The 26,477-nt window shown below is 71.4% G+C and carries 31 protein-coding genes; 12 read left to right on the forward strand and 19 right to left on the reverse strand.

Annotation, left to right across the window (positions count from 1 at the left end; genetic code table 11):
* Nucleotides 1-412 precede the first annotated feature (412 nt).
* On the forward strand, nt 413-2,911 hold the full coding sequence (locus AC07F3_RS40910; RefSeq protein ID WP_479120096.1) for a helicase associated domain-containing protein: 2,499 nt from the start codon (nt 413-415) through the stop codon (nt 2,909-2,911).
* A 115-nt stretch (nt 2,912-3,026) separates the two neighbouring features.
* Here the strand turns inward: AC07F3_RS40910 and AC07F3_RS40915 are convergent, their stop codons facing one another.
* The 5 genes from AC07F3_RS40915 to AC07F3_RS40935 all read right to left on the reverse strand — a co-directional run bounded on the left by AC07F3_RS40915 (nt 3,027) and on the right by AC07F3_RS40935 (nt 7,580).
* Nucleotides 3,027-3,380 (reverse strand): hypothetical protein, encoded by a 354-nt coding sequence (locus tag AC07F3_RS40915; protein WP_479120097.1) that lies wholly within the window; start codon nt 3,378-3,380, stop codon nt 3,027-3,029.
* Nucleotides 3,381-4,118: 738 nt separating this feature from the next.
* Entirely contained in the window at nt 4,119-4,985 is an 867-nt protein-coding gene (locus tag AC07F3_RS40920; protein ID WP_479120099.1) for a hypothetical protein, read from the reverse strand.
* Nucleotides 4,986-6,222: 1,237 nt separating this feature from the next.
* Nucleotides 6,223-6,528, reverse strand: coding sequence for a hypothetical protein (locus AC07F3_RS40925; RefSeq protein WP_479120100.1), 306 nt, complete (start codon nt 6,526-6,528; stop codon nt 6,223-6,225).
* Between the two features lie 504 nt (nt 6,529-7,032).
* Nucleotides 7,033-7,299 (reverse strand): hypothetical protein, encoded by a 267-nt coding sequence (locus tag AC07F3_RS40930; RefSeq protein WP_479120102.1) that lies wholly within the window; start codon nt 7,297-7,299, stop codon nt 7,033-7,035.
* Nucleotides 7,296-7,580 carry a hypothetical protein gene (locus tag AC07F3_RS40935; protein WP_479120104.1) on the reverse strand — a complete coding sequence of 95 codons (285 nt, stop codon included), beginning with the start codon at nt 7,578-7,580 and terminating at the stop codon, nt 7,296-7,298. The genes AC07F3_RS40930 and AC07F3_RS40935 overlap by 4 nt, the downstream gene beginning before the upstream one ends.
* Nucleotides 7,581-7,945: 365 nt before the next feature.
* Between AC07F3_RS40935 and AC07F3_RS40940 the strand changes: the two genes are divergently transcribed.
* The 10 genes from AC07F3_RS40940 (at nt 7,946) to AC07F3_RS40985 (ending at nt 17,272) form a co-directional block, all read left to right on the forward strand.
* The gene (locus tag AC07F3_RS40940; RefSeq protein WP_479120106.1) at nt 7,946-8,137 is read left to right on the forward strand and encodes a hypothetical protein; all 192 of its coding nucleotides are present in this window, start codon (nt 7,946-7,948) and stop codon (nt 8,135-8,137) included.
* Nucleotides 8,134-9,006, forward strand: a complete 873-nt coding sequence (locus tag AC07F3_RS40945; protein ID WP_479120107.1) for a hypothetical protein — start codon at nt 8,134-8,136, stop codon at nt 9,004-9,006. The genes AC07F3_RS40940 and AC07F3_RS40945 overlap by 4 nt, the downstream gene beginning before the upstream one ends.
* Nucleotides 9,007-9,008: 2 nt before the next feature.
* Nucleotides 9,009-9,509, forward strand: a complete 501-nt coding sequence (locus tag AC07F3_RS40950; protein WP_479120108.1) for a hypothetical protein — start codon at nt 9,009-9,011, stop codon at nt 9,507-9,509.
* Between the two features lie 20 nt (nt 9,510-9,529).
* Nucleotides 9,530-11,629, forward strand: coding sequence for a hypothetical protein (locus tag AC07F3_RS40955; RefSeq protein WP_479120110.1), 2,100 nt, complete (start codon nt 9,530-9,532; stop codon nt 11,627-11,629).
* Between the two features lie 185 nt (nt 11,630-11,814).
* The gene (locus AC07F3_RS40960; RefSeq protein WP_479120112.1) at nt 11,815-12,132 is read left to right on the forward strand and encodes a hypothetical protein; all 318 of its coding nucleotides are present in this window, start codon (nt 11,815-11,817) and stop codon (nt 12,130-12,132) included.
* Nucleotides 12,133-12,198: 66 nt separating this feature from the next.
* On the forward strand, nt 12,199-13,290 hold the full coding sequence (locus AC07F3_RS40965; RefSeq protein WP_479120113.1) for a hypothetical protein: 1,092 nt from the start codon (nt 12,199-12,201) through the stop codon (nt 13,288-13,290).
* A 52-nt stretch (nt 13,291-13,342) separates the two neighbouring features.
* A complete protein-coding gene (locus tag AC07F3_RS40970; RefSeq protein WP_479120114.1) occupies nt 13,343-14,380 on the forward strand; it encodes a hypothetical protein in 1,038 nt (345 codons plus the stop codon).
* Between the two features lie 783 nt (nt 14,381-15,163).
* A complete protein-coding gene (locus AC07F3_RS40975) occupies nt 15,164-15,421 on the forward strand; it encodes a hypothetical protein (protein WP_479120116.1) in 258 nt (85 codons plus the stop codon).
* A 67-nt stretch (nt 15,422-15,488) separates the two neighbouring features.
* Nucleotides 15,489-16,577 carry a hypothetical protein gene (locus tag AC07F3_RS40980; RefSeq protein ID WP_479120117.1) on the forward strand — a complete coding sequence of 363 codons (1,089 nt, stop codon included), beginning with the start codon at nt 15,489-15,491 and terminating at the stop codon, nt 16,575-16,577.
* A 152-nt stretch (nt 16,578-16,729) separates the two neighbouring features.
* The gene (locus AC07F3_RS40985; RefSeq protein WP_479120119.1) at nt 16,730-17,272 is read left to right on the forward strand and encodes a helix-turn-helix transcriptional regulator; all 543 of its coding nucleotides are present in this window, start codon (nt 16,730-16,732) and stop codon (nt 17,270-17,272) included.
* Between the two features lie 44 nt (nt 17,273-17,316).
* Here AC07F3_RS40985 and AC07F3_RS40990 read toward each other — a convergent pair whose 3' ends face one another.
* Complete coding sequence (locus AC07F3_RS40990; protein ID WP_479120120.1) at nt 17,317-17,679, reverse strand: hypothetical protein; 363 nt, start codon at nt 17,677-17,679, stop codon at nt 17,317-17,319.
* A gap of 262 nt (nt 17,680-17,941) precedes the next feature.
* Here AC07F3_RS40990 and AC07F3_RS40995 point away from each other — a divergent pair, with 262 nt between their 5' ends.
* Nucleotides 17,942-18,145 carry a hypothetical protein gene (locus AC07F3_RS40995; RefSeq protein WP_479120122.1) on the forward strand — a complete coding sequence of 68 codons (204 nt, stop codon included), beginning with the start codon at nt 17,942-17,944 and terminating at the stop codon, nt 18,143-18,145.
* Nucleotides 18,146-18,219: 74 nt separating this feature from the next.
* Here AC07F3_RS40995 and AC07F3_RS41000 read toward each other — a convergent pair whose 3' ends face one another.
* The 13 genes from AC07F3_RS41000 to AC07F3_RS41060 form a co-directional block, all read right to left on the reverse strand.
* The gene (locus AC07F3_RS41000; protein ID WP_479120123.1) at nt 18,220-19,956 is read right to left on the reverse strand and encodes a DUF2637 domain-containing protein; all 1,737 of its coding nucleotides are present in this window, start codon (nt 19,954-19,956) and stop codon (nt 18,220-18,222) included.
* Between the two features lie 216 nt (nt 19,957-20,172).
* Nucleotides 20,173-20,658, reverse strand: a complete 486-nt coding sequence (locus AC07F3_RS41005; RefSeq protein WP_479120124.1) for a hypothetical protein — start codon at nt 20,656-20,658, stop codon at nt 20,173-20,175.
* Between the two features lie 38 nt (nt 20,659-20,696).
* Entirely contained in the window at nt 20,697-20,888 is a 192-nt protein-coding gene (locus tag AC07F3_RS41010) for a hypothetical protein (RefSeq protein WP_479120125.1), read from the reverse strand.
* Between the two features lie 183 nt (nt 20,889-21,071).
* On the reverse strand, nt 21,072-23,204 hold the full coding sequence (locus AC07F3_RS41015; protein WP_479120127.1) for an FtsK/SpoIIIE domain-containing protein: 2,133 nt from the start codon (nt 23,202-23,204) through the stop codon (nt 21,072-21,074).
* A complete protein-coding gene (locus AC07F3_RS41020) occupies nt 23,204-23,851 on the reverse strand; it encodes a hypothetical protein (protein WP_479120129.1) in 648 nt (215 codons plus the stop codon). Before AC07F3_RS41020 ends, AC07F3_RS41015 begins: the two co-directional genes overlap by 1 nt.
* On the reverse strand, nt 23,848-24,135 hold the full coding sequence (locus AC07F3_RS41025) for a hypothetical protein (protein ID WP_479120130.1): 288 nt from the start codon (nt 24,133-24,135) through the stop codon (nt 23,848-23,850). Before AC07F3_RS41025 ends, AC07F3_RS41020 begins: the two co-directional genes overlap by 4 nt.
* A complete protein-coding gene (locus AC07F3_RS41030) occupies nt 24,132-24,428 on the reverse strand; it encodes a hypothetical protein (protein WP_479120132.1) in 297 nt (98 codons plus the stop codon). Before AC07F3_RS41030 ends, AC07F3_RS41025 begins: the two co-directional genes overlap by 4 nt.
* Before the next feature lie 292 nt (nt 24,429-24,720).
* Entirely contained in the window at nt 24,721-24,888 is a 168-nt protein-coding gene (locus AC07F3_RS41035) for a hypothetical protein (RefSeq protein ID WP_479120133.1), read from the reverse strand.
* Complete coding sequence (locus AC07F3_RS41040; protein ID WP_479120134.1) at nt 24,885-25,226, reverse strand: hypothetical protein; 342 nt, start codon at nt 25,224-25,226, stop codon at nt 24,885-24,887. Before AC07F3_RS41040 ends, AC07F3_RS41035 begins: the two co-directional genes overlap by 4 nt.
* Entirely contained in the window at nt 25,223-25,408 is a 186-nt protein-coding gene (locus AC07F3_RS41045) for a hypothetical protein (protein WP_479120135.1), read from the reverse strand. Before AC07F3_RS41045 ends, AC07F3_RS41040 begins: the two co-directional genes overlap by 4 nt.
* The gene (locus AC07F3_RS41050; RefSeq protein WP_479120136.1) at nt 25,405-25,557 is read right to left on the reverse strand and encodes a hypothetical protein; all 153 of its coding nucleotides are present in this window, start codon (nt 25,555-25,557) and stop codon (nt 25,405-25,407) included. The genes AC07F3_RS41045 and AC07F3_RS41050 overlap by 4 nt, the downstream gene beginning before the upstream one ends.
* The gene (locus AC07F3_RS41055) at nt 25,554-25,748 is read right to left on the reverse strand and encodes a hypothetical protein (RefSeq protein WP_479120137.1); all 195 of its coding nucleotides are present in this window, start codon (nt 25,746-25,748) and stop codon (nt 25,554-25,556) included. The genes AC07F3_RS41050 and AC07F3_RS41055 overlap by 4 nt, the downstream gene beginning before the upstream one ends.
* The gene (locus tag AC07F3_RS41060) at nt 25,745-26,164 is read right to left on the reverse strand and encodes an RNA polymerase sigma factor (protein WP_479120138.1); all 420 of its coding nucleotides are present in this window, start codon (nt 26,162-26,164) and stop codon (nt 25,745-25,747) included. The genes AC07F3_RS41055 and AC07F3_RS41060 overlap by 4 nt, the downstream gene beginning before the upstream one ends.
* Nucleotides 26,165-26,477 lie beyond the last annotated feature (313 nt).

Consider the following 26,477-nt stretch of genomic DNA (forward strand, 5'->3'; position numbering starts at 1 on the left):
GGTCCGCTCCGCTCCCCCGCCGCCACCGCTACGCGGCGGCTGGTTCCGGCAGAGCCGGAACGGCTGACTACAGGAAGGGAGGGGCGTCACTGCTGGGCTCACGAACCCGCCACCACCCCCGCAGGAGTGACCGGCCGTCAGCCACGGAACGGGGCCAGCCCCACAGGATCGAGAACCCGGATCCCGCTCCGACCCCTCCCCCATGACACCCACTCGACAGAGCCACCGGCCCCGAACCAAGAAGACCAGCATACGCGAAAACCCCGCACAGTACACCCTGTTGAGCTACGCTGACAGTCACGCACCAACCACAGTGCACCACACATCATCACGTGCGATGCACTGTGTAGCATCCCGAGCCAGACCGCTATACCGGGTCCGGGAATTCTTCTCTCACAGTCTGGGGTTCCGAGTGTCGACAGATGAGATCACGCTTCGACCGCATCAGATTGAGGCGGTGGACGCGGTGGTGCGGGGGCTGGATATTCCTCCGGGGAAGCGCGTTCCGCGTAATGGCCTGCGGGCCACGGTGGTGGCTGCGTGCGGGACGGGAAAAACGCTCATCGCTGCGGCTGCGGCTCACCGTCTGGCCCGGGATGGACGCGTGTTGGTGCTGCTCCCGACTCTTGATCTGCTGACGCAGACCGTGCGGGAGTGGCGGGCGGCCGGGCACACGGGTCCGGCCGTCGCGGTGTGCTCGCTGGACGATGACCCGCACCTCTGGGACCTCGATGTGCGGTCCACCACGAGCCCGCCGCAGCTCGCTCTGTGGCACGGTCGCGGCCCCGTGACGGCCTTCGCCACCTACGCCTCCCTCGGCGTCCTGGCGGAGGCTCACGAGGGCTCCTACGGGCAGCGCCTGGACCCGTTCGACCTCATGATCGTGGACGAGGCGCACCGTACATCGGGGTCTCTGGGGAAGGCCTGGGCGGCTGTCCATGATCAGCGGACCATCCCGGCCGTGCGGCGGCTGTACATGACCGCCACTCCGAGGATCTGGAAGGAGCGGCCGCAGCGGCTTGAGGACGAGCTCGCCGGGCGGGACCGCCTGCCGCGGGAGCTGGCCTGCTCCATGGACGACCCGAGCATTTTCGGGCCGGTGGTGTTCGAGCTGTCGCTGGCGTCGGCGGTGACCCGTGGGCTTCTGGCGCGGTATCAGGTCGTGGTGGTCGAACTCCGGGACCCGGTAGTGACTCCGGCTCGGCTGGCGAGCGAGGAAGGCCGGGAGGAGCAGGTGCGCGGGCAGCGGATGGCTGCGTTGCAAGCGGCCCTGCTGGAAGCGATGGCCGAGCACGGATTGCAGACGACGATCACCTTTCACCACCGCACCATCGAGGCGTCGGCGTTCGCGAAGGGCCTGCCCAGGGTCGCGAAGCGGCTGCACGCGGCGAACCCCGAGCGGCACCCCGAGCGGGTGTGGGTGGACTGGCTGTGTGGGGAGCACCCGGTGGACCACCGGCGTGAGGTGCTGGCCGACTTCGGCCGGCGGGCCGGGCGCGCGGTCCTGTCGAACTGCCGCGTCCTTGGTGAGGGCGTCGATATCCGGGCGGTTGATTCCGTGGCCCTTCTGGATCCGAAAGGATCGGCTGTCGATATCGTCCAGGCCATCGGCCGGGCGCTGAGGCAAAAGCCCGATCAAGGGAAATTGGCCACACTCATTGTGCCTGTATTTCTCGCGCAGGATGAGAAAAAAGAAGACATGCTCACGTCCGCTTCCTATGCGCCCCTGGTGAAAGTCCTCGAAGGACTCCGAGCGCACGATGAGCGGGCCGTGGAAATGCTCGCCATCCCGCAGGAGAACCAGAAGAACGTCGTAGACCCGTCCGTCGACATCGGACCCGAGCCCGAGAACGACGACGAGGAGGAACATCGGCTCCTGCTCCGCTTCGCGGCCCCCCGGGACCCCGTGATGATCGCGAACTGGGTCAAATACCGGGTGATCGACGTCGAACGGCAGGACTGGTTGCGCGGCTACGAGGCCGCCTCCCGCTACCGGACGCGCGAGGGGCAACTGGAAGTGCCCTACGAACACCTCGAAGGTGCCTACCCGCTGGGGCGCTGGCTTTCCGATCAGCGGCGGGCCTGGCGGGCCGGGCAGATGCCCAGCAAACGCGCCGATGACCTGGACGCGCTCGGCATCGTCTGGGACACCGCCGACGCGGGCTTCGCCGAGAACCTCGCGGCCGCGCGCGCCTACTTCGCCGAGGCCGGCACTCTGGCCGCGCCCCGGCACGCCACCGCACTCGACAAACCCGTTGGGCAATGGCTGACCAACATCCGCCGCCCCGGCGGACTCGGCAAGGACCCCAAGCGCGCCACGGAGCGCGCCGCCCAGCTCGCCGCGATCGATGAGGAATGGAACCCGGCCGCCCTGGGGTGGACGGTGGACTGGCAGCGCCACCACGTGGGGCTCCGGGCGCTGCTGAAGGAGGGGGCGCTGCTGGCGGACATCGTGCCGGGGGTGACGTGGCGGGGTGACGACATCGGCCGGTGGCTCACCCGCCAACGGCGCGACTGGCACCGCCTCAACGCCGAGCAACGGAAGCGTCTTGGCGCGCTCGGCATCGAGGCGGCCCCCGCCCCGGCCCGCAGGGCAGCGACGCCGGACGCCTCGAAGAACGGGACCGCGGCCGGGACGGCCCGGAAGGGTGCTGAGGGGTTCCGGCGGGGCCTGGCCGCGCTCGCGCAGTACGTCGAACGGGAGCAGCGGACCGTGATCCCGCGTCAGCACACGGAACCCGTCGTCGTCGACGGCCAGGAGCACGCCGTGCGGGTCGGCGTATGGCTCTCGAACCAGAAGAGCCGCCGCGACAAGCTGGACCAGGAGCAGCTCGCGCAGCTCGCCGCCCTCGGCATCGACTGGGCACAGGCGGATACGGAAGCGGTGACCCTGGCCGGGGACGGTCGTTGAACCCGCCGCTCAGGAAGAACGAAGTGCACCAGGGTCCCGGGACTGGTCAGGCCCCGGGACCACCCGCACGCCGCCCACTCCACTGCGGCACACGCCCGGTGGCCCCGGGCCCCGTCTACGATGCGGGCCGGTCCGGCTGCGTCGCATCCGTCAGAACCAGCACGCCGTCCCCGCCGGACGGCTCCATCACCGTGTGTCCCATCTGCACGAGCAGACCCGCCACAGCCGCCTGAACGATCACGCGCATGCCGTCACTGAAAGCCCCGGGCTGGTCGAACGCCAGCGCAGTGAAACCATCGGAGACGACCCAGCGGACCAGCACCCCCTCGGGAGCCTCACTCACATGAAGCCCGGGCGTCCGCTCACCCGCCGCTTCGCCGACCACGTGGAACCCTGCCTGCCTCAGGGCACGGCTCACCGGCGAAGCGAGCTCGGCGAACTCAGGCGGCACCAGCCCCGCCTGCCCCAAAACGCTTCCCTCATGCCGAGAACTTCCCCACGAAATATGGCCCCTGCTCCGGCACAGGGCAGCGAGGTGAGCCCGTTAATGTGATCGCGGTGCGGGGTGGGTCGCTGGGCCACCGGTCCGTGACCCAGCGGCCCGCCTCACGCCTCACCCCAGCGGGCCACACACCACGGGATCCTTTGATCGTTGATCAGCACGCGCCTCACTCCAGTAGGCGCGCTCCGGCTCCCGGGGCCCACGCACAGCAGAGCCCCGGGAGCCCCATCACTGCCGACGGTCTGGGCGCCCGCGGCCCGGGAAGCCGCCACGACAACGAGCAGCGGACGCCAAGACGTGCTGCCCCCACCACCCCACGAGTGACACCCCCGACGGGTTCCGGGCGTGTCGTGACACCAGCCCACCGGCGGAGCCGATACTCCCGGCAAGGGCCTCTCCCAGGCCCCGCTCCCCACCAGACCAGCCCGGTGCAGCAGTACGTGCCTGCCCCGGGCCGGGACCGGCAACCAGGACGCCGGCCACGGGGCTGCCGGGCGACACAACCCTCTCCCCCCGGGTCCGGCAGCCTCGTCTCCCGCTCACCCCAGTGGGCCACACACGACCTGGCCGCTCACTCGTTGACCCTCACGCGCCTGTCCAGTAGGTGCGTGCACAGGCTCCGGGCGCCCCAGCCCCAGCAAGCGGGGCGCCCGGGACCATACCCGGCCGCTGTCCACCGAGCTGCGGGCACGCGCCCCCGCCCCGTCACAGGACCGTGCCGTACAGGGCGCGCCGGTCGCCGGTCAGGGCGTAGCGGCGGGACGCGAGACCGTGGTCGAGGGGCTCGCCGATCTGATCGCAGAGCAGCGCGAGGCGGTCCGCGGCCTGCCGGTCGTCCAGATAGGCCGGGGCGACTTCCAGCATCAGCTCCCCGATCGCGTACGCGGTCGCCGCGAGTCCGTCGACCACCCGCCGCCCCTCGGCCACCCACGGAGCGGCCACCGCCGAAGGCAGACCCCCCGCAGCCGGTTCGACGGCCGGTTCGACGGCTGGTTCGACGGCCGGGGGCGCGGTTCGGATGTCGTGCACGGCCTGGCGGACCACCGTGCGCACCGTGTCCGCGTCGAGGGCCTGGCCGCCGCTGTCGTGGACGCGCAGGGCCAGGCGCTGGGTGATCAGGTCCGCCACGTCCTCGAGGCGGCCCGCGACGGCCACCAGCGCCCGCTGGGACAGACCGAAATCGAAGTCGACGTCGACGTCCATACCGAACATCTTCATGTTGACCGCGGTCTCTTCCGCACCGCCGCTGTCTCGCATGCGAGACAGACCCGGTTTCGGGTCGGCGGCGGTGACGGCCGTGCGGATCGCGCCCACCCCGCGAGCGACGTCCAGGAGCCGGTAGGACTGCGCACGGCTGATCCCGAACTCCGCCCGGCAGTACGCCTCCCACGACGTCAGACCCAGAGGAACCCAGACACAAGCCGTGTGCGCGGCGCGCACCCGGTCGGCCAGCACCACCACCGTGCGCCGGACATCGGCCATCGCCTCCCGCAACCCCACCGTCATCTCCCGGGCCTGCCCCACCGACAACGGATCCGCCGCGTCGCCCTGGCCCTCGATGTCGCCGCCCATGCCTCCATCGTGCTCCCGCCCGTACACCCCGGGCCAGGGCGCACCGAAGCACACCGAGCCGGAGCCCGGAAGGCCCTGGGAGCTCCTGGGAGGGCTGGGAAGGGGGGCCGTAGCACGCGCTCCCCGCGGCCGCCGGTAGTAACGGCGGTAGTAGCGCCGGTAGTAACGGCAGTAGTAGGGCCGGTAGTAACGCCGGTACCGCCCGCCGCAGCCCCGCCCCACTTCAACCGCAGCCTCCTCCACGGCTATCGCGTGGAGGAAGGTGTCGGCGCGCTGAAACGGCTTGCCCAAGGGCTCTGAGCAGCCACAACACCCAAGATCACAAAAGGGGGGCCCCAACCCCCGGCAGTGGCCCCGGTACAACTCCCGGCACAACTCCCGGATCACCAGTGCAGCCACCCTCCGGATCAACTTGCCCGCCCGCCAGCGGCCTCCAACCGCCACCCTGCCGGACTCAACCAGCAGCCGGGCAAGCTACCCCGGCCGCAGCGGGCAAGGACCCCAACCTGCACACCACGGGTTGATCCCGCCTTGCCCGCCTGGCTCATGCAGGCGGGCAAGGACCCGCCGCCGAGGCCGGGCAAGCCCGGCCGGGCTTGCCCCCGGACACCTTGCCCGGCAGCACCTTGCCCAGCACCCGGCACCTTGCCCGGGCTCCGACCGTCAGCGGTTGCCCCGCCGCTTGCCCCATCAGGGGCAGCCCTGCCGCAACGCCCCGCCCGCCGAGCCGTCCTGACAACCCGGCACAGACACCGGCCCCCGCCCGCGGCCGACCTCCCTCCTGCCCGGCCGCCGCACCCCAGCGCCGGCACCGGGCCACCGGCCCCACCACCAGCCCGCCGCAGGCGCGCCCCGCCGACCGACCACGCGCCCACCCCGCCACCACCAACCCCCACCCACCAACAGGCGGACAAGGGCACACAGGAGAGAAGTCGGCATCAGCGAGCCCGCTTACCAAGGGGTGTGACCTGCGGATATCGAGCGGGGTGACCGGCAGTGACGCAGCCCCTTGCACAGCCCGTAGCGCAGCCTCTCGTGCAGTGCGTACCACAAGCCTTACCAACCCCCGTGGTAAGCAGCTTGGTAAGCGTGGTGGGGGGGGGGGGGGGGGGGGCCCCCCCACCCCCCCCCCCCCCCCCCCTGGGGGGGGGGGGGGGGGGGGGGGGGGGGGGGGGGGGGGGGACCCCCCCCCCCCCCCCCCCCCCACCACGTGCCCCGGGATCTGAGAAGCAGCTTCTCAGTAGATGCTGATCCGCTGACTCTGTGCCCCGCCCCAGTACTGTCCGGCGTACCAGTAGCCGGTCTGCACGACGTAGGTGCCGTAGCCCGGGGTGGCCACAGCCCTCGAGTACCAACCGAACCTAGTGGAGCTGGTCCAGCCGTTGCAGCCGTAGTCGGTGACCTGCGTCGTGCTGCCGTTGCTGTTGACGCGGAGCAGTTGGGCGCAGCTGTCTATGGTGAGCGAGTTGGGGTTCTCCACGTCGACGTAGGCCTGAATGGAGTCCGTCCAGAATCCCGGGGATGAGCAGGGAAGGATGTTCACCCCCGGCGGGGTTCCGAGGTAGCCCGTCGTCCGGCACCCGCCGTTGCTAACGTTCGCCTGCGCTGCGGGCGCTGCGATCATCGCTGCCGTGAGGATTGTGCCGGTAATCCCGGTAGCCGCGAGCAGGCGGCTCTTGCGCAAGGCATTGAGGAGCACGTGTGTGGCCCTTTCATCCCAGTGCAGCAGTATGGTCGCGCTCCAGGGCTGGCTAGCATCGTCTCTACCCCGTGAGCGACCCGGCCCCCGGTGGGCCGCTAGATAGGTGACCATCGTCTGCCCGGCCGTGTCTAGCCTTTTCGGTGGATGTGCAAAAGCTCAGCCGGCCTCCGCATTTCCGCAGGTGGAATGCATATTCCCCACTTCTGGCGGAATCGTTTCGTCCCGTGGTCGGTTGGGCAGACGGGTGGCCTCACCAGCTGCCGCAGCTGGGGCTACCAAACTGGCACCAGCGGCGACGACCGGCCTGCATGGGAAAACCCTTCGTCGACTGCCTGCGAGCCGCCGCTATGGTCCTGCGATCAGCCACAGGATGAGGCAGGCGTCCATGTCCTGGCTGTATCGGTAGACCACAGAGATCCCCCGCCCGCCCGTCACCTCCGGGAGCAGTTCGACCACGTAGGACTCCGAGTACGGGTCGGCGTCCGGCAGGCCGCGGCCCTGTTCCGGATCGTCCTCCAGCGCGAGGCGCACCGACTCTACGGCGGCCTGCTCGCCCCGGGACAGCTCGCGGCGGATTTTCTCCGCGGCGTCGCTGTAGAACGCGTGGGTCACCGCTCGGCCATCTTGCGGCGCAGCTCCTCCGTGACGTCCGCTGTCGACCGGGCGAGCGCCGCCGACCCCTGGATGTCGAACCGGAGGAGCACACGGTGGCGATAGGCCTGGACGATTTCGCGAACCCTGGTGAGGTCGTCCAGGTCCGTCGTCTCCAGCTCCTTCTCGAACTCCTCGAGGTCGCCGGGAAATCCCCACGTGCTCAGAGCGGACCTCAGCTCGGCCAGCGTCCCCATGGGCGGGTGGAACGCCGGCCGGTCCTCGTGTGGCTGCGCAGTCACGTTGCCTCCTGCTCGGTGGATTCGGCGCCGGCCGCGAACCGGGGGCCGACCGCCTCCCACCACCGTAGCGCCGCGCCCCCGCCCCCATCGGTCTCCTGGTCAACTGCCACTGAGCAGGCTCGGCAGGTGGAGGAGCACGGTCCTGCCGAGCCGTGAGGGTGCGCGCGCTCTCGATTTCCCTGCCGGTTTGTGCCGTTGATGGCCCTGTGTTCGCAATGTGACTGCACAGAACGGCAGTTGGCTGGTGTATCCGCTGGGCCCTTACGGGTGGTGAGGTTTAGATTGCGACAGGTGATCGAACTGGTGCCGCCCGGAACCGCAGGTCGGAGGGTGTGCCGTTCCCCTGCTGCGAGAGGACCCGGCCGATGACGGACATAGCCGTCGCTGTCGATGATCCCGCCACGCCGCCGGACGTCCCGGACCGTCCGGACCTGGTGGCTGGCGGCGGGGCTCGCCTGCCCTCGCAGCAGAGCTTGTTCGGGGATGAGCTGCGCGCCCGCGCCTGGCTGTGGCGGCGCCTAGGCATCGGCGCGTACGCGGCGGGCGGCACCGCGTGAGCGAGGACCGCGGGGACATAGGCGAGGGCCAGGAGCCGGAGTGGTGGCGCGCGTCGGCGCCGCTGCCCCCGGAGGAGCCCGCCCCCGCCGACGACGTGCCGGTGCGCCAGCCTCTGCCGCCAGAGGCTCCCGCCCCCTCGGAGGCCGCCAAGGGTGTTGCGGTGCCTGCGGAGCCGGGCGCGGATGTCGAGTGGTGGCGGGCAGCACCGCCGCCTCCGCCGGAGCCGGTGCCGAGGTGGGATGCCGCTCCGGCGCCCGGTTGGGGCCCCGCGTCCGCGGCCGGTGCCGCCTCGGACCTCGAGGACGCGGATGTCCCCCAGGGGCCGGGCTATTGGGGCCGGGTCGGGGAGGAGATGCGCGAGACGTGGTCCGTGCACGGCAGCGAGGGGCTGGAGGCGGCCCACGAGATCGCCGTCACGATCGGCGAGGCCGTCGTGTCCCACCTGCCCAACCCGGAGACTGCTGCGGAAAAGCGCGGGCTGGACATCCGCTGGCTGCGCCTGAAGTACAACGTCCCGGCGATCCTCATCGCGCTGATGGTGACGACGGGCGACAGCAGCCTGGCCCGGAGCGTGGCGCACTCGATTGTCACCGACGGGCCGTTCGCGCTCGTCGGATGGGTGCTGATGCCGGTGCTGGTCATCGGGTTCATCCTGCTGACCCCGGTCGGCGGGCTGCTCGGGGGCGGCCTGTTCACCATCCTGCGCAACCTCGTGCTCGGGGTGGGCCGCCTGCTGGGGCGGGCCTGGGACACCGCGGTCACCGGCTACCTGCTGCGCGTGGCCGGCGCCACCGTCGTGTGGGCGGTCGTCATCACCATCGCGCGCTTCATCGGGCGCGCGGCCATCAACTGGCTGACAGGAGCGTGAGCGTGAACAACACGGGAGCGGTGTCCGGCGGCATCGGAGCGGTCACCCTCGGCCTGGTGGTGCTGATGTACCAGATAGGCCGCTGGCGCGGCGGCGACCCCACACCCAAAATGCACTTCTTCGCCGGGGTCGCCCTGTCGGCCCTGCTGTTCCTTGGGGGCGGGGTGCTGGGCACGATGGGCGGGGCCGCGGCCGCGTTCGGCGACGGGGTCGGGCGGTACGCGCTGGAGAACGCGACCGGGGCGGTCGCCGCCGGCGGTCACAAGGGGCCGCTGACCGGCGGCGAGAAGGTCGGCGTCAGCGGAGCAATCGCCGGGCTGTGCCTGCTCGCCCTGTACGCCGGTCTGATCAAGTCGGGCCGCTATGACCTCCGGAGCCCGCTGATCCGGGGCTCGCTGGTGGGCGTCTGGCTGGGGGCCTCCGCCGGACTCATCGGCATGGCCCTGGGCCTGATCCGCACCAGCGGCAACACAGTCGGCGACCTGCTGCTGCACTCCATCTGAGACAAGGGGGAACAATCGCGATGCCCGGCACAGGGACGGAGCAGGCGGGCACCCTCACGGTGGGGGTGCGGCATCTGCGCGCCGAATGGGGCCGCTGGTGGCGCACCGAGGACCTGACCGACACGCACGTCGCCTACGCCGCCCTGAACGGGCTGTTCCGGCAGTGGCGAGGGATCCAGCAGCAGACCCGCTCCGAGGTGCAGCAGAACATCTCACTCCTGCGCCAGCAGCAGAAGACGACCCAGCAGATGCAGATGCAGCGCATGGCGATGCAGCGGCAGCAGTTGTCCCGGGGCGGCTACCGGCGGGGCGGGTACGGCTACGGCGGCTACGGAATGGGCGGGGGCGGCTCGTCGACGTTCATCTCCTACCGGCTCATGCAGTGGGCCCAGCTCGGCATGAAGCTCCGCCAGGAGGAGTTCGACGCGCCGGGCGTGACACCGCAGATGCTGGCGCAGGAACGCGGGCGCATCATGGCCCGCCGTCACACTGCCGCGTTCGTGTGGATGCTGGTGCTGCCCGCCGCGTGGGTGGGCCTGTTGATGCTGTCCGTTCTCGCCGCACTGACGGTCACGGCCCTGACCGGCGTGTTCATGCTCGCGCTGGCCTGGGGCAAGGGCCGCAACCCCGTCCGGCGCCGTCCGCCGGTACCTCGCCTGCTGTTCATCCCGGCGAAGGCGCCGGCGGCGGACCTGGTGGACCCGGAGCCGGAGCCGTTCGCGCTGCGCGAGGCGGGCCGCGATCCGCGCCAGGCCCGCGAGGCCGTGCGCCTGGCCCTGCTCAAGGAGCGCGTCAAGCTCGACCAGGTGGGGACCCCGGTGGAGAGTGACTGGGGCTGGACGGTGCCGCTGGTCCTGTCCGGCGGCACGCTCGGCGACCTGATCCGGGTGCTGCCGGACGTGGCGACCACGCTGCGGGTCGGCACCAACCGGATCCTCGCGCAGGGCGCCGACCCGGACGATGCCGCCGCCGTCACCCTGCGGGTCCTGCTCGCCGACCCGTTCGCCGAACCGCTGCCCCTGCCCGTACGGCCGCCGCTGTCGTGCTCGATCACCACCCCGGTCAACATCGGCATCTCCATCGACGGGCAGACGACCCCGGTCGTCCTGGCCGGGCAGAACGTATTGATCGTCGCGCGGTCCGGCGGGGGTAAATCCTCGATGGTGCGCACCCTGGCCGAGTACACCACCGCCTGCACGGACGCGGTCACCGTCGACATCGACCCGACCGGCCGCGGGCTCGGGCCGCTGCGGGACTGCGCCGCCCGCCGCGCGCTCACCCCCCAGGACGCGGAGCCGCTGCTGGCCTGGCTGCTGGCCCTGGCCGAGCAGCGGATCGCAGCGATGGGCCCGCTCGAGGACAACTACCCGGTGAGCCCGGACAGTCCGGCCGTCATCGGATTCGTGGACGAGTGGCCCCGGCTGACGCGGCGGGCCAAGGAACTCGGCCTGCTGCTGCTCGGCATCGGCCGCAAGGCCAGGGTCACCCTGGTCGTCTGCACGAAGGACGCGACGTCCGACGAGATGGGCGATGCGATCGCCGATGCGCTCGGCGTGCGGATCCTGATGCCGTGCCGCCAGCCCGACGTCCCCCTCGTGGTCGGGCAGTCCGACGCCATCTCCCAGGGCTGGCTGCCGCACCTGCTCAACCCCAGCCCCGGCGAATGGGATCCGGCAGACGCCGGCCGGTTCTACTGCGTCACCCCCCGCAGCCGCGAACCCGTGCTGCGCTACGTCTCCCCCATCGACCCGGTCACCGCCGCGGCCCGCGCCGCGGAGCGCGTCGCGGCCGGCCTGCCCTCCCTCACTCCGGCCGCGGCCGCCGCTCCCGCCCGACCCGACGACATCGCGCCGATCATCGCGGCGCTGCTCGACGTGTTCGCCACCCACGGTGACCCCGAGATGCTGACCATCGAGCAGCTCGCCGACGCCCTGGTCGCCGCCGACCCGGCCGTGTGGGGCAAGTGGGAGGGCCAGGACAACCGCCTTCTGATGGTGGGCCGCACCATCCAGGCACAGCTGAAGGCGGCAGGCGTGAAGGTGGCCACCGACCGACCCACGATCGACGGGAAAAGAACGACGGTGTACCGGCTGGCTGACATCCAGGGCACCCTGGCGTGATGCGTCCGCATCGCGCCAGCATCGCGTCCGGGATGCGTCCATGACGCGCCATCATGAGGGGCTGCCCGCCGTCTGGTCGGCCAGTGATGCGCCGATGCGTCCCGCCGGCCGCACCGCGATCCACGTACCGACCTGCGCAGACGCACCAGACGCATCAATTTCGACTACCCGCCCCAGGAGGGCCGATGGCCGCTCAGAACCCATCCCTGCACATCCGGGTCGCGGCCGACGCCCTCGACCGGATGATCACGGACGTGAGGTCGGGCCGAGCCGAGTGGGGCCACCCGTACGCCGTCCGCCAGGCGACCGACGACCTGGTCCGGATCAGCGAGGCGATGGCGAGCGCCATACAGCAGCTGGCCGCCGCCCTCGGCCTGCCGCCCGCCGGCCCCGGCCAGCCCACCCGGCCCCCGGCCCAGGCCCTCACCGCCCTGCACCTGGCCGGCCAGGCCTCGGCCACCGCGGCCACCCAGCTCCGCCAGGCCCGCCGCACCATGCACTGACCGTCACCACCGAGGAGACCAACGCCGTGCGCACGCACACCACTCACACCACCGAGCGGAGGCCCGATGCTGCTCGCTGACGACCCGTGCGGCGCCATCATCGGCCTCGCAGGCGAGTACTGCCGCAACGGCCAGAAAAGCGGCCAGGGTGCGAAGACCGGATCCCTCGACGAGAACGACCCGCTCACCCGCCTCGCCCTGTCCATAGCCAAGGGCGCCGACTGGACGGCCGGCCAGCTCGGCAAGCTCGTGTCCGGCGACAAGATGCCGGTGGACTTCACCGGCGCCGCGTTCGTGAAGCAGTACGCGATCGTGTTCGCGGCGAGCACCATCCTGGTCCTGGTGCTGTGGCTGCTGGCCGTCGCCAAACGCGCGATGCGCGGCGTGCCGCTCACCACCGCGATATCCGAGGCCATCGGATTCCTGTGGCTCGCGGTCCTGGCCACCGCGTTCACGCCGCTCGTGCTGTACGTCCTGGTCGCCGCAGTCGACGCCGTCACCGACGCCCTGACGAGCGCGCTCGGCTCCTCCCCCGGCGGCCTGTTCACCTCGATGGGCAGCGACCTCAAGAACGGCAAGCTCGGCGGCGGCCCGCTGATGCTCGCCGCCGTTTCATTCGTCACGATCGTGCTCTGCGGGTTCCTCTACATGTTCCTCGCGCTGCGAGCGCTCGCCCTGTACGTCGGCGCGCTGCTCGGCGTCGTCGTCTACGCCGGTGTCGTCGACCAGAACCTGTGGGGCCATGTGCGCCGTTGGGCCGGATTCATGATCATGCTCGTGCTGGTCAAGCCGGTCATCGTCATCGTGCTCGGCCTGGCCGCCGTGATGGAGGCGAGCGGACACGTCGTCACCGGCCTCGGCGTCACCGTCATCGCGCTCGTCGTCGGCGTGTACACCGTCTGGAAGGTGCCCGGAGTCGGGGACTCGGTCCGCGTGGCTCGGGCAGCGGCCCGCACCGTCTCAGGCACCGCCCGCACCATCGCCGGCCCCCGCACCGCGACCGCGGGAGTCCAGTCCGGGATTCAGACCCATGCCGGGCGCGGTGACACCGGCCGCACCAGTTCCGGCTCGCCACGGCCGGCCAACCCGATGTCCGGTGGCATGGGCGCGCACTCCCAACGCCAGCCGAGGCCCAAACCGAAGCCGAAGAAGGACTAGCGAAACGGGCGGCCCGGGGGGCCAGGCCGCCGACGCGGAGGGGGAGTAAGGAATGGTTGCGTTACCTGTGGTGCCCAGCCGGTGGCGGGACCGTATACGGGCCTGGCACTGGGGCAAGGTCGAGCAGCGCATCGCCCTGGCGCAAGCCGCAGTGCGCGGCTTCCCCGAGTTCCCCGAGGTCGCGTGGGACGACATTCGCGGCGCCTACCGGCGCCCCGACCGCACGCCGATCGCCTCCTGCGCGGCATTCATCGGGGTGGTCACGGGCCACGCACTCGCATACGGAATCATGGGCTTCGCCGTGGTCGCTGTCGCTTTTCAAGCCGCAGCAGAGTCCCAGCACCGCCCTATCGATGACGTGTTCGTGCACCAGTGGCGCTACTTCTGGGGCTCAGTCGCCGTGTTCGCGCTGAACACGCTCATGGATCAGATCCTCAAGCTCAGCGGGGGCGGACCGGAGCGCAAGGAAGACACTCTGATCTCCACCGCGCTTGACCTGGTGGCGGCATGCGGCCGGCTGACGACCGCGGCCACGGTGCGGGAGCGGGCGGAGAGCATAGGCGCCATCCATGCGGGCGTCAGCCTCCTGAACGGCGAGCTGCGCGCCAACGCACGGTGGGCTGGAGGGGTGCCCCGGTACGGCGGGCGCGGAGCGCTCATGGCGCACGCCCGTCGCGTCCGTCAGCGGCTGGTCGAGCCGCTGGACGCCTTGGTGACCAGCGAACGCGACGCAGCGACGGCCCGGTTGTCGGGTTACGCCCTGGCCATCGCCACCGCACAGGCCCGGGGCCTGTACGGGGAACTCCTGCCGGAAAACGACCTGCCCGCCGACCCCGGCCCCGAACGCGGGCGCTGGCTGCGCCTGATGCTCGTGGGCGCCATCGTCGCGGCGAGCGGCGTAGCGGCCATGTGGGTCCTCACCAGGGCGATGGGCGTCCCGGGCGAGGCCGCGCTCGCGCCGCTCGGTGTAGTGATCCTCTACAGCGCGGTAGCCGCAGCCAAAGCGACGAACACCTGGACGTGGCTGTCCTCCGTCCTCGACCGCACCAGCCAGGCCCGCCAGGGCGGCTCCCCTCCTCCCGGCCCCTGAGCCACCGCAGCGTCACCTCCAGGCGCACCCAAAGACTCAACCAGGCCCCCTCCACGGCAGGTCACAGCCCCAATCAGCGCCATGGATGGGCCGGTTGCCCCACGGGGGTCTCAGGTCGCTCCCGGCACCGGCCGGAAGGACTGACGGACTGCGGACCACGAGCGCGGCAGGGAGCCGGCCCTGCACTACCTCTGAACACGACTAGGCGGGACCCCGCGTCATCGGGGTCCCGCCTCGTCGTCGTCCTGCCGTACCCCGGGGGTACGGAGGGAAATCTGGGGTGCCCCGCTGCCACGGGGACCACCATTCACTGGCGCCTGTCCAGACCAATAGACATTCACCCTTAAGCCGTGCACGGCGTACGCGCCCGGATGTGAGTCTTAAGATTCGTCCCCGGCCGAGATCGTGACAATGCCCTGTGGACAACGCGATACACCTGCGAAACAACACGGCGGCGTGACCTGCGGATACCCGTACGTCGGAGCAGAGCACAAACGAGTATTTAATCCGCCGTGCAGAACGCTGGCGAAATAACCGCCGGGACCGTTCGCAGGGCATCCACAAGCGGGGCCGGGGCAATTATTTCGCGCGTGTCCCGCATATGCGCGGGTGTGGGATGTTCCCGCTCCGGTGTGGGTAACGTGGCGCGATGACTCACCTGTCTGCCAACAGGTCCGTCAAGTCCCATACGTCACACGGAAGTTGAGCGCTTCACCGTCCAGACCAGCCAGACCCGCACTGGATCACGTCCGCAGCGAACATCCTTAAGAGATAGGCACCGACTTGAGCAAGTACCGCCCGCGCATATCCCGGTTTGCCCAGCCCCGCCCGCGCGTCCAGCGCGTTCCGGAGCGTCTTGAAAGTGTGCCCAAGCCGGTGGAGAAGCAGCCGGTTCGCAGCTGGATCCCTGCGGTCCAGCTCGCGGTCATTCTGGCTGCGTTCACCGTGCTCACCCTCTGCGGCGTATCGCTGCCGGAGGCTGCCGGTGTCATCGGCGCGGGTCTCATGATCATGGGAGACCTGCGCAACCCCCGTCCCTGACCCGTCCTTTCCGGGGTGCTGACTCCCGTCGGCACCCCGGCTTCGGCCCCGGGAAAGGAGACACGCCGTGGCCCGCCCCCTCAACCCGCTGCCGGCCCTCAGCAGTCCGCTGGTGGAACTGGCTCATGACCTCCGCCAACTGCGCGACCAGGCGGGCAACCCCACCCTGCAGGAGATGTCCCATACCTGCGCGATGTCGACGGCCGCCCTGTCCAAGGCGCAGAGCGGCCAGCACTTCCCCAGCTGGAACGCGCTAGGGGCCTACGTCGCGGCCTGCGGTGGCGACCCCGACGATTGGTACGAGCGGTGGCAGACCGTACGGCTCGCCCAGGAACCCGAGCACGCGGACGGCGGCGCGGTGGACCGCCAGGAGTGCATCAAGCGCTGGGTGACGTCCGGAAAGATCGTGCCCCCGCCCATCGAAACCGCCGAGCAGCTGCGCGAAGCGCTCCGCTGGTTGATGCGGTTCTACCACCTGAGCCTGCGCGCTGTCGCCGCTAAGAGCCTTGGCTACTCCCACAGCACGTTCCACGCAGCCCTGTCCGGACGCCGGCCCTTCACCCCGCATCTGCTGCGGTCGCTGCTGCTGGGCTGCGGAGTCCACTCGACAGCGAGCGTGGAGGCCTGGCTGATGGCGCTCGCCCGCACCGGATCGGAGGACCTGACCGCCGACGTGTTCCAGTTCATCGAGCGGACACGGCAGATCCTCGCGGAACAGTTGGACCGCACAGCCCACGTGGACACCCGACACGCGGTGGCAGCACTGAATACGTCGGTCAAACTCATGGCCGAAGGGGGAGACTCCGCCCGGAGGACGGAGAACTACCAGCGTATGCGGCAGGCTCACCACCGACTCCTACTGGTCCTCTCCCGCGACGTCCTACGCAGCGGAGCCATTCTCCCGAACGGGAACGTCCTTAGTCCGAAGGCCCTGGACCTGGTGCTGCAGGGTCGTGCCGTAGTCCACGAGTCCGTGCTGGCTGTGCTCGTCAACTCCATGGTCGGGGCCGACTCGTGGTACCGCCAGCACGTCTTCCAGGCGCTGCAGACTTCCAACAACATCCTGGCCCGCGGGCTGAAGCACTGGGTCACCGTCCCTCTCGTATCGGACGGCCAGCTCACGCTGTTCGAAGAAGGCAGCGGCCAGGCTGCCTGAGCGCAGGGCTGTTACTCCCTCCAAGGCCCCCTCCACACCCACCCATGCCCCCTCCATGGCAGGTCACAGCCCAATCGGCGCCATGGAGGGCCTGATTGCCCAATGGGTGGGTCGGGCTGCTCCCAATACCGGCGGGCGGGGAGGATAGGGGCATGACGCGCCCGATGCTGACCCAGCGGGAAGCGGCTGACGCGTGTGGCGTCGGCCGCTCCACGATCCGCCGCCGCCGCGAGGCCGGCGAGCTGCCCGGCGCTGTCCAGGATCCGAAGCGCGGCTGGCTGATCCCCGTCGATGCCCTGTTGGCCGCAGGGTTCCGGCTTAACGCCCCCGCAGGGCCCAACACCGGGAACGGCGGCGACGTCGCTGCCGTCCAGGACCAAGCCCCACCCACGACGTCGTCCGTCGAACAGGCCGAACTGGCTCGGATCCGTGCGGAGCATGCCCTGGCGCTGGCCGAGGCCGAGTACGGCCGCAAGCTCGCCGAGGCAAAGGCGGAGCACCTCGAGAAGCAGCTCGTCGAGCGGGGCGCACGGATCGAGGACCTGCAAAAGGCGCTGGCTGCTCTGATGCCCGCCCCGGAGCGGGCCGCACTCACCACTCCGCTCGGGCCCACGGTGCCGAGCCAGTCCGCGGGCGGGCCGACTGCGGCCCAGGAGCCCGAACGGCGACGCAAGTGGTGGGGCGGGCGCGCCTGATCGATTGGCGCCCGAACTCCTTCACGGGTTCCCGACCGTTCTGCTCAGTCCTCCTCCGCCTCACCGAGCTCGCGTCGGATCTTGTAGAGGTACTCCGTGCGCACGGTCTCCGCCTTGACGCCGGTCATTGCCTCCAGCTTCGCGGAGTACTCCTTGATGATCATGTGGCCTGTCCAGAGGCGTACATCGTCAGGTAACTGGAGGTACCACTGGCGCACCGCAGCCATCCGGTCTGCCTTCCTCGCCCCGCTGGCGGATGCGTCGGGGGTGTAGGACTGCTGCTCCTCAGCGTCACGTTGTCCGGCGTCCCGAGCGGCAGGGGCCAGGAGTTGGATCTCGGCCAGGACGTCGTGGATGTCATCGCCCTGCCGGATGTCCTGGGCAGCTTGTTCGAGCAGGGCAGCCACGGCGTCTCGGTAGACGGTGCCGTGCCGTTCTGCCCGGATCCGGGCAGCGCGGAGAGGGGACGAAGAGTCTTCGGAGGAGCGCATAGGGAAGAGTTGCACGTCCAGTGCGCGCGAGAGCCAGGTTCCCGGTCATGCCCCGGGCCACCTGGCTCCACTTCCGGCCGCCCACGGCAACCGGCGATCCCAGCATCGCACGCGGACAGGTGCACGGTCTCGCAAGTCCCCGGCGAGACAGCCGGGCGGAACTTGCGAGACTGTGCCGATGAGCACTGCGCGCCGCCGCCTCGGCACCGGTCCGACGGCCGCCACCGACGACTTGACCTCGACTCCCCCACCGCGCCTGCTGCCCTCCGAGCGCAGCGGCCCGGGCCCGTCGCCCATGGACCGCAACGACGACCAGGACGTGCTCGTGGCTGTGCCGTCCGGCCGCCGGCTCCTGGGCCACGGCGGAGGGCAGGACGGCTAGGGCCTAGTGCCCGTAAAACGGCGGTGGGCGGCACCCGCGTCGGGTGCCGCCCACCGCCGTCTCCTGCGTCGGCGTCAGAGCTGGCCGTTGTCCATCCGCAGCTCGAACTCGTTGGGCCGGTAGCCGTCCATCAGGAGCTTCACGGACGACTGCCTGATGTCGCCCGCCGCCGTCTGCTTGATATTGAGCGTGGCCATGATCTGCGCGAGCGAGACGAGTTCGGGGTCGGGCTGACTGACGTCGAATCCGTGCGCCAGGAGCAGCCGAGCCACGAGCCGTTCGTTGCGCTCACGCGGCGTCAGGCGGGCGTAGTCCTCGGCCTTCAGCGTGACTGCCTCCATCAACGCCGTCTCGTACGCGAGTCGAGCCGCCTCCTGCTTGTCGGTCGCGGCGCGCTTCTCCGCCTCGGCCAGGCGGGCGGCCTCTGACACCGCGCGTGCCTTGTGCGCCACGAGATCGGCCTCGGCCTTGGCCCGGGCCGCACCCTCGCTGGCGGCGGCCGCCTCCGCTTTCTCTGCCGCGAGTGTGTCCTCGGCCGCCTTCCGCCGGGAGGCGGCCGCCTCCGCCGATTCCATCGCCTCCGCCTCCGTGCGCGCGGTGCGCTCCGTCTGGACGCGGCGGAGCTCCGCCGTCGCCTTCGCGGCCGCGGCCTCGGCCTCCGCCTGCGCGCGGGCCGCCTCCGCCTGCGCGGCCGCCGTACCCGTGCGCGCCTTCTGCTGGTGCTCGGCCACCGTGATGTCGGTGGCGTCCTCCAGGTCGCGCAGCCGGTCCTGCTTGGCCTGCTGCCGCTGGCGTTCCGCCTCCGCCCGCTGCCGCTCCGCCTCCAGGCGCTGGCGCTCCTCTGCCTCCGCCTTCCACTTCGCCGGGAGGGCCAGCGCCTCCGTCACGGTGTAGCCGTGGGGGGCCATCGTCATCGGCAGCATCTGCACCTCGGAGGCCCGCGAGAGGTCGCCTCCGAGTTCCTGGGTCAGCCACACCCGGTAGCCCTCGAGGTCGCGCTCGCGCTGCACCATCTCGGGGTAGCTGCGCACCGCGGCCAGCCGCATACGCCGGTAAAGGCGGCCCGTGCGGGCCGGTGCCAGCACCCAGCGGTGCAGCGGGATCCGGTCGGCCGCGGTGCCGTCCTTGATGCGGGCGGCGTGCAGCAGCAGCCGGCGGGCTCCCTCGACGCCGAGGACGAACAGGCCGGGCATCGCGGCATGGCTCAGCGCCCACAGCGGGTTGCTCGCCAGCCCGTGCCAGACAGAGCCGTCGCCGAACCCGTCGCTGGCGTTGAGCAGGACGGTGACCAGCGTCATCACGTGGGCTGCGAACCGCAGGACGGGCCACGGCGTATTGCGGCGGACCATCACCAGATCGAACGCCAGCAGCGCGATGATCGAGACGTCGATCCCGATGGGGAAGAGCGGGGCGAGCGTTTCGCTGAAGCCGTGGTGAAGGGCGAACCGCTCCAGGGTCGAGTAGGACGCGGCGAATCCGATCACGCCGACCAGGGGCATGCCGACCGTGGCCACCGCCACCAGCAGCCAGCCAACCCACCGGTTGGGCCCGCCCTTGGAGGTGGCCGACTTGGCCGGGGTGGCCCCGGCCATGGCCGGGCCAGGGTGGCCGGCGGCCGGGGCCACGGCCTCCCCCTGGCCGCCCTCCCCCGGCCACCCCTGGCCGCCCTTGCGCTGCGGGGGCGGAGCGCTCTCCTGAGGACCCGGAGTGCCCGGCCGCGTGGCCGGAGTGGCCCCAGCCGTGGCCGGGGTGGCCGGGGCCATGGCCCCCCTGTGGCCGGGTGTCTGGCCATCCGTCAGCGTCTCGCTCATCCCGGCAGTCTCTCCTGTCGCGCGTGGCGGCGGAGCACCGACCCGCGTATCCGGAGCGGAAGTCAGTGGGAGCGGAGCCCGGCGGGCGTGGCCGTTGAGCGGAGCGGCGGGTGGGTAAGGTGCGGGCTGCGTCACGGGGTTCCTCCGTGTCGTGGGTCGGGACCGCTGCGCGGTCGTGGCCGGCGGCGCCGGGAGATTCCAGCTCCCGGCGCCGCATCAGTTCCGGGTGGAGGCGCGGGCAATGACGCCCCGCGCGGTCGCCTGCCGGTGGTCCTGGTGGACGGGCCCGGCGTAGTGGTGGTGGTGCTGTTCGGGGAGTGCCTCGTTCGCGTCGCGCCGGGCGCGGCCGAGGGAGCGCACCAGGCCGCACGCGGCCAGGACCAAGGCGGTGGGTGCGCCGGCCCCGATCGCCAGGTTCACCGGGTCTACCTGGCCGAGCGTCCACAGCACGAGCGAGGTGACCCCGCCGACGGACACCGTGGCGACGCTGCCGGTGAGCATCAGCGCACTGGCGTCCGTGGCCCGTTGCGACATCGGCGGCCGCCCCGGCTGCACGACGGGGAGCGCGCTGCCGACCGTGGGCACGGGGGAGTCGTCCCGGTAGGCCGTCGGCATGGCGGGGGCGGGCTGGTAGGCGGCCTCGACGGCCGCGATGAGGGCGGCGGCCTGGTCGGCGGCCTCGGTGCGGTGCTGCGGGTCCACGGCGGGCTCCTCTCGCCTCTGGGGGATGGGGGCTGCGGTCAGGCGCGTGCGGTCCAGCCGGTGTGCACGCGGCGGATGTCGAAGGCCGGTCCGGCGATCCGACCGGCGGCGGGCAGGACGGGGCCGACGCCCAGTGCCTCGATGGCGTTCAGCAGCTCGGCCACCTGCGCGGCCAGTTCGGCGGCCCGGTTCTCGGCCCGGCGCAGGTCCTGGGGGCGTCCGGTGTACATGACAGTCTCCGTTACTTTGAGTGATAGTCAGGGCGGTGTCAGGGAGGGGAGTTCCTGACAGTCAGAGCGCCTGTCAGGGCATGTCAGGGGCGGTTTTACGTGACTTCTCTATAGGCCCCCGGCGGCCTGACTGTCAGATGTCAGGCCCGGCCGTGACTGTCAGGTCGTCACATTCCGTAGTGCCTATACGGGCTGGAGGGGGGACGCGAGGATCGTGTACTCGCCGTGCCCGTCCCGGCGGATGACGCCCATCTCGACGAGCTTCTTGAGCTCGCCCTGGAGCCACGGACGCTGCCGCCGGGCCGCCGCGGTCGCCGGGATCAGGTCGGCCGGCGCAAACTCGAGCCTGCCCAGCGCCATCCAGCCGTCCAGCTCGCTGTAGAGGATGTGCAGCGCCTCCTCCGTGGGAACCGGAGCCTGCACCTCGAACGCGATCCCGCTGTCGGGGTCAGCGTCGGGCACGTCGTCCTCCAGGCGCAGCCCGGCATAGTCGGCGTCCGGCTCCGGATCGGCCGGGATCCCGGCCATCACCTCGTCGTACGCCTCCTGGAGCTCCAGGGCGGCTGCCTCCTCGATGTCGCTCACGTCATCCCCTCCCAGGGCGATCGTCTCCGGGTCGATCCCGGCGTCCTCCAGGCCGTCCGCGACCGCCAGGGCTGTCTGGAGGGCGGACGGGACGCCGGGCGTGGTGCGGTTGGTGCCGCGGTGGGTGCGCTGCGCATACGCCTGGCCGAGCGCGGCCGCGGTCACGTCGTCCAGCGGGTCCCGGTACGGGGCGCCCGCCGCCACCAGGTCGGCCAGCTCCTGGCGGTCGGTCAGGCCGGAGCGCACCTCAGTGGTCCACTGCGCCTCGGGGATGCCCATGCCGGTCGCGATGGCGTAGCCGGGCCGGGTGGATCCCCAGGCCGGGATGGCGCCCGCGTCGGTGACCGAGTCCGGCAGCGCGAAACTGGCATCTTCCGGCTTGTCGACGCCGAAGCAGACCGCGCCCTGCAAGTTGGCGCGGATGTCGGTGCTGAGGTTCGTCCAGGTGGCGCGCTGGAGGCTGATGCCCAGCCAGATGCCCACCGAGCGGGCCTTGCGGGCGATCTCCTCCAACTCGGAGAAGTCCGCGACGTCGGCGGCCTCCTCGATCCACACGAGCATGGCGTTGAGGCGGGAGGCGGGGGTCCACTGGTCCAGGCCCTCCTCAGCGAGGATGTCACCCCGGGCCTTGATGGCGGCCGGGAGCGCCCGCAGCATGCGCTTGGCCTCTTTGGCGTCCTGGATCAGCCAGTCGATGCCGTCCGCGATGTGCCCGACCGTCTGCCGTCCCTTGGCCAGGTCCACCAGGAAGATGCTCATCTTGCGGCGGGTGGCCAGGTGGGCGACCAGCGCCCGCAGGAACTCGCTCTTGCCTGCGCCGGTGACGCCCATCACCAGGACGTGCTGGAGGATCGGCGCGCTGAACGGGTCGAGCAGCCAGACCTCGCCGTCGGCGTACAGGCCGACCGGGATGGGGTGGGTGGGCAGCATGCCCAGCGCGGCCGGCGCCGCGAACTCGACGCCGTCCTTGAGCAGGTCGGCGACCCGCACCGAAAGGACGCCCCTCGAGCCGTCCTCCGCGTTCGGGGTGACGATGACCCCGGACGGGGGGACGTGCAGCGCGGCCGCGACCTGGCCCGTGGTGGACTGCAACGCGGGGATCGTCCCGCCGGGTACGGTCACCTCCACATCGGCCTTCACGGTGCCCTTGCCGCTACCCTTCGGGTTTTTGACTCGCGCCTTCTCCCAGCCGATCGCCTCGGCCAGGGCGCCCAGGCCGCCGCCGTTCTCCTCCGCGAGTTCACCGGAAGCGCCGTTGCGCATGAGCTGACGCACGTTGACGGACGCCGCGAACAGCGCGCCGCCCAGCGCCCACAGATCGACCATCGGATGCCCGAACGGCCCCGCGGACGTGGCGCAGGTCAGCCAGCCCATCCCGGCCGCGACCGACGCCGTCGCCTGCACCCGGCGGAACCGGGCGAATTTGCTGCTGCCCGGGGTCGCCTTCCAGGCCACCGCCGACAGCCCGGCGCCACCGACCGCGAGGGCGGCCGACGCCAGACCGGCCGACAGCGGGTCGGCGCCCCACATGTGGTTGGTGGCGAGCCCCGCGACCGGGGGCAGCGCGGCCGCACCGGCCCACGGCGAGACGTACGGCAGCGCCTTGCCCAGCAGATGCCCCACCAGGTGGCCGAGCGTTCCGCCCTTGCCCACCGGCACGATCTCCGTGCCGGAGGCCGTGTTCACCGGACCCGTGGCGGTCGCGGTCGTGGACTTCTTGCGGGGCGCCATCACTGCTCTCCGATCGTGAACTCGCGCTTCGTCGTCTTGCTGGTGCGACGCTGCCGCGCCTCCTGCTCCGGTTTCACGAAATGCCGGTTGAAGGCGTACGCCATCTTCAGCGCCCCCACACCGAGCGCTTTCGCGGCCTCCGCCGAAATCTTCAAGTGGGCGGAAACAAGGCGCGCCTTGATGCGGCTGGACGCGCCGAACGTGTACCAGTGGCCCTTGTACTGGGACAGCACACCGTTGAGTTCCTCGGCGCGCATTCCGAGAATCAGATGCAGCTCGCGGCCGAGGAGATTGATGGCCTTGGCCAGCGCGAGGATGTCTTTGTCGTTGCGGAATTCGATCCGCTCGATCGCGTAAATCAGGCGGTCGCCCTGGTGCCGGTCCCCGGGGCCGCGCTCGCCCGTGCTGTACGGCGCCGTACCGGCGGGGCCACCGCCGCCGCCGTTGCCGCTGCCCCCGTTGACGCCCAAGTTGACGTTGTAGGTCCGCTCCCGGTGCGTGTGCCGGGTCGGGCCGGCCGCCGGGGCCGGGCCCGACGGGGCGCCGCCGGCCTGCGCAGCGGGGGAGGGCTGCGGAGGAACCTTCGGGCCGCCCATGCCACTGTCCCCGTCGGTCGCCCAGTCGTAGGGCTGCTGTGCGGTGCTCATGCCTCGGTCTCCTCATGGATCGTCAGGCCGCCGAACCAGAGCGGAAGGTTGATCTGGATCAGGTCGGTGTCGGGGTCGCCGGACGCGGCGACCTGGTCGGCGGCCCGCTCGATCAGCTCGTGGGCCGCCATGAACCGCGCCGTCGCCAGCGCGGCGTACAGGTCGGTGGGGCGCAGCCGGGGGCGGGTCGCCAGGCGCAGGGCGAGCCGGCCGACGCGGGCGAGGTGCCCGGCCGCGGACAGCGCCCGGTCCAGCAGCGTGATGCGCAGTTGTCCGTAACTCACTGGTCAGCCCCCTTGCGGCGGTTGGTCAGAGCGTTGATACGGCGGACGGCGCGGGCGCACAGCAGGCAGTCCGGGACGCCCGGAACGCGGTCATGGCGCGGCGGCGGGGCGATGCGCTCGGTCCGCGAGAACTCCCAGAGCAGGAGTCCGGCCGCGGGCAGCGCGACGACGAACCAGGAGCTGTGGGCGAGCAGGGTGACCACCATGAGCAACGCGGCGGTGATCACCGTGCACGGGTGGGTGGCGACGTGATGCGCGGTCGCCAGCCCACGGGCCGCAAAACGGCGGGACATGTGCTGCTCCTTTCCGGGGCCGGACTGTCCGGCCCTCCGACGTCCCCGGCCTGCGGGCCGGGGGCGCCGGGGGGCCGTCAGTCCTGACAGGCGCACGCGCACCCCGCACCGGCACACCGGTGACAGTCCTGGCAGGAGTCACAGACCTTGCAGTGCTCGCAGGCCCGCAGCACCAGCGGCCAGCACGAGCAGCCGGTGGGCGCCCACGGATCCTCGGATCCGAGGCCGAGCTGGCCGAGCACGGGCGCCGTCGGCGATGCCGGCACCGGGCGCGGACGCACCCGCCGGGGGCTCACCGTTCGTCCTTGTCCGGCAGCGCCCACACCACGGCCGCCAGCGCGACCAGCGCCAGGAGCGCCAGATCCACCAGCTGCCGGTCCCCGCGCAGCTCTGCGGCGATCTCCACCCCGAGCAGCACCGCGGCCACCAGGCCGGCTGCCCGCCTGCTCCAGGCGCTCACAGCTCCCCCTCGCCGGACACGGTCTCGGCCGGGTAGCCGTGGCCGGGCGGCGGGTAGGCGTGGCACCCGCAGGTGTCACTCATCAGCCCCTCGAACAGCACCTTCACGAAGGGGTCGTCCGAGTTCGCCGGGTTGTCGTCCACGAACTCGAGGCAGCGCAGCAGCTGGTCCGTGAGGAACCCGTCCGCCGTACGCGCCGCCTGCGCGGCGCCGGCCTGCGCAGCCCGGCGGGCCTCCTCGGCCGCCTCGGCCGCCTTGCGGGCCGCGTCCATCCGCTGCGCCGCCAGCGCGTCCGCAGCCAGCGCGTCCGCCTGGGCGCTGTGCGACCTGCGCTTCACCGGGCCACCCCCGCCCAGTCCGTACGGACCACGAGGAACACGTCGGTGTCGAGGTCCATCACGACCTGGACCGGGATGCCCTCCGCGCGGCGCGCGGCGGCGAACTCCTCCGCCGGCCACGACCCGCGCGGGTGCGAGGCAGGGAACTCCTCGAGGGCGATGCGCCCGTGAGTGTCCGTCACCGGGCCACCCCCGCCCCGGCCTGCTGCCCCAGCGCCTCGGCCAGACGGGACGCCGCCTCCTGCGCGGCCACCAGGTCGTTGTGCGCCTGGATCCGCGCCGCCTCCATCTGCGCGGCCGCCTCCCGGCGGGCGATGTCCTGCTCGCTCATGCCGTCCACCGCCCCTCACTGCGGGGCGCCAGGCGGGCGAACGCCGCCTCCAGTGCGGGGGACTCGAGCTGGTGCCGCTGTTCGGCCAGCGCGCCCTCCGTCACCTCACGGACCGCGATCACGCTGGACGACGCGCCGCTGATGACGGCCGGGACCAGGCCCTGCTCCTGCTGACTCGCCGAGACGCTCATGCCGCCGCCCCGATCCGCTCCGCCAGCCGCACCACGGCCGACGCATCCGCCTGGAAGTCCGCGAGCTGCTCACGGCGCACCCGCGCCGAGGCGTAATGCGCGGCCACCAGGCGACGCGCCTTCGCCGCCAGGAAGGCCCGCGGGTTACGGACCGTCTGACCGGACAGCAGGTGCTGCCACACCGCCAGCCACACGTCCTGCGCGATGTCGTCCGCCCACACCTGGTCCGTCCAGCGCAGCGAGTTCGCCGCGACCGTCACCACCAGGCCGTGCCACTCCCGCGCCCACGCCGCCAACACCTGGCGCAGCGCCGCGTCCTCCGGACGGCTGAACCGCCCCGCGCTCCCCGCGTCCTGCTGCGGGTGCGGACGGCCCGGCGCCGGCACCGGCTGACGCCCGTCCCGCTCATGCGGCACCGGCCGTGTCGGAAGCACTGGCCGGACCCCGGCCTGCACATTCCTCTGTCGTTCTGCCACGATCAACACGTCTGATCTCCCTCTGACCAGGGGTTCGGACAAGCGGCCGGGGTGTTGGAGCACCTCGGCCGCCCGCCCGGCCTGGTGTTGGAGCACCAGGCCGGGCACCTGCGTTTTCGCAGGCCGGAGTTGATGCCTGCGGCCTACCGACCTCTCGATCAGTTATTGCCTAGGCGTTATTGAGAATGCAGCGGCGAGGCCGTACTGTCAATAACGACTAGGCGATAAGGTGGGTGTCACCACGCCAGAGAGG

It is taken from the genome of Streptomyces sp. NPDC045846 (genome assembly GCF_056431605.1).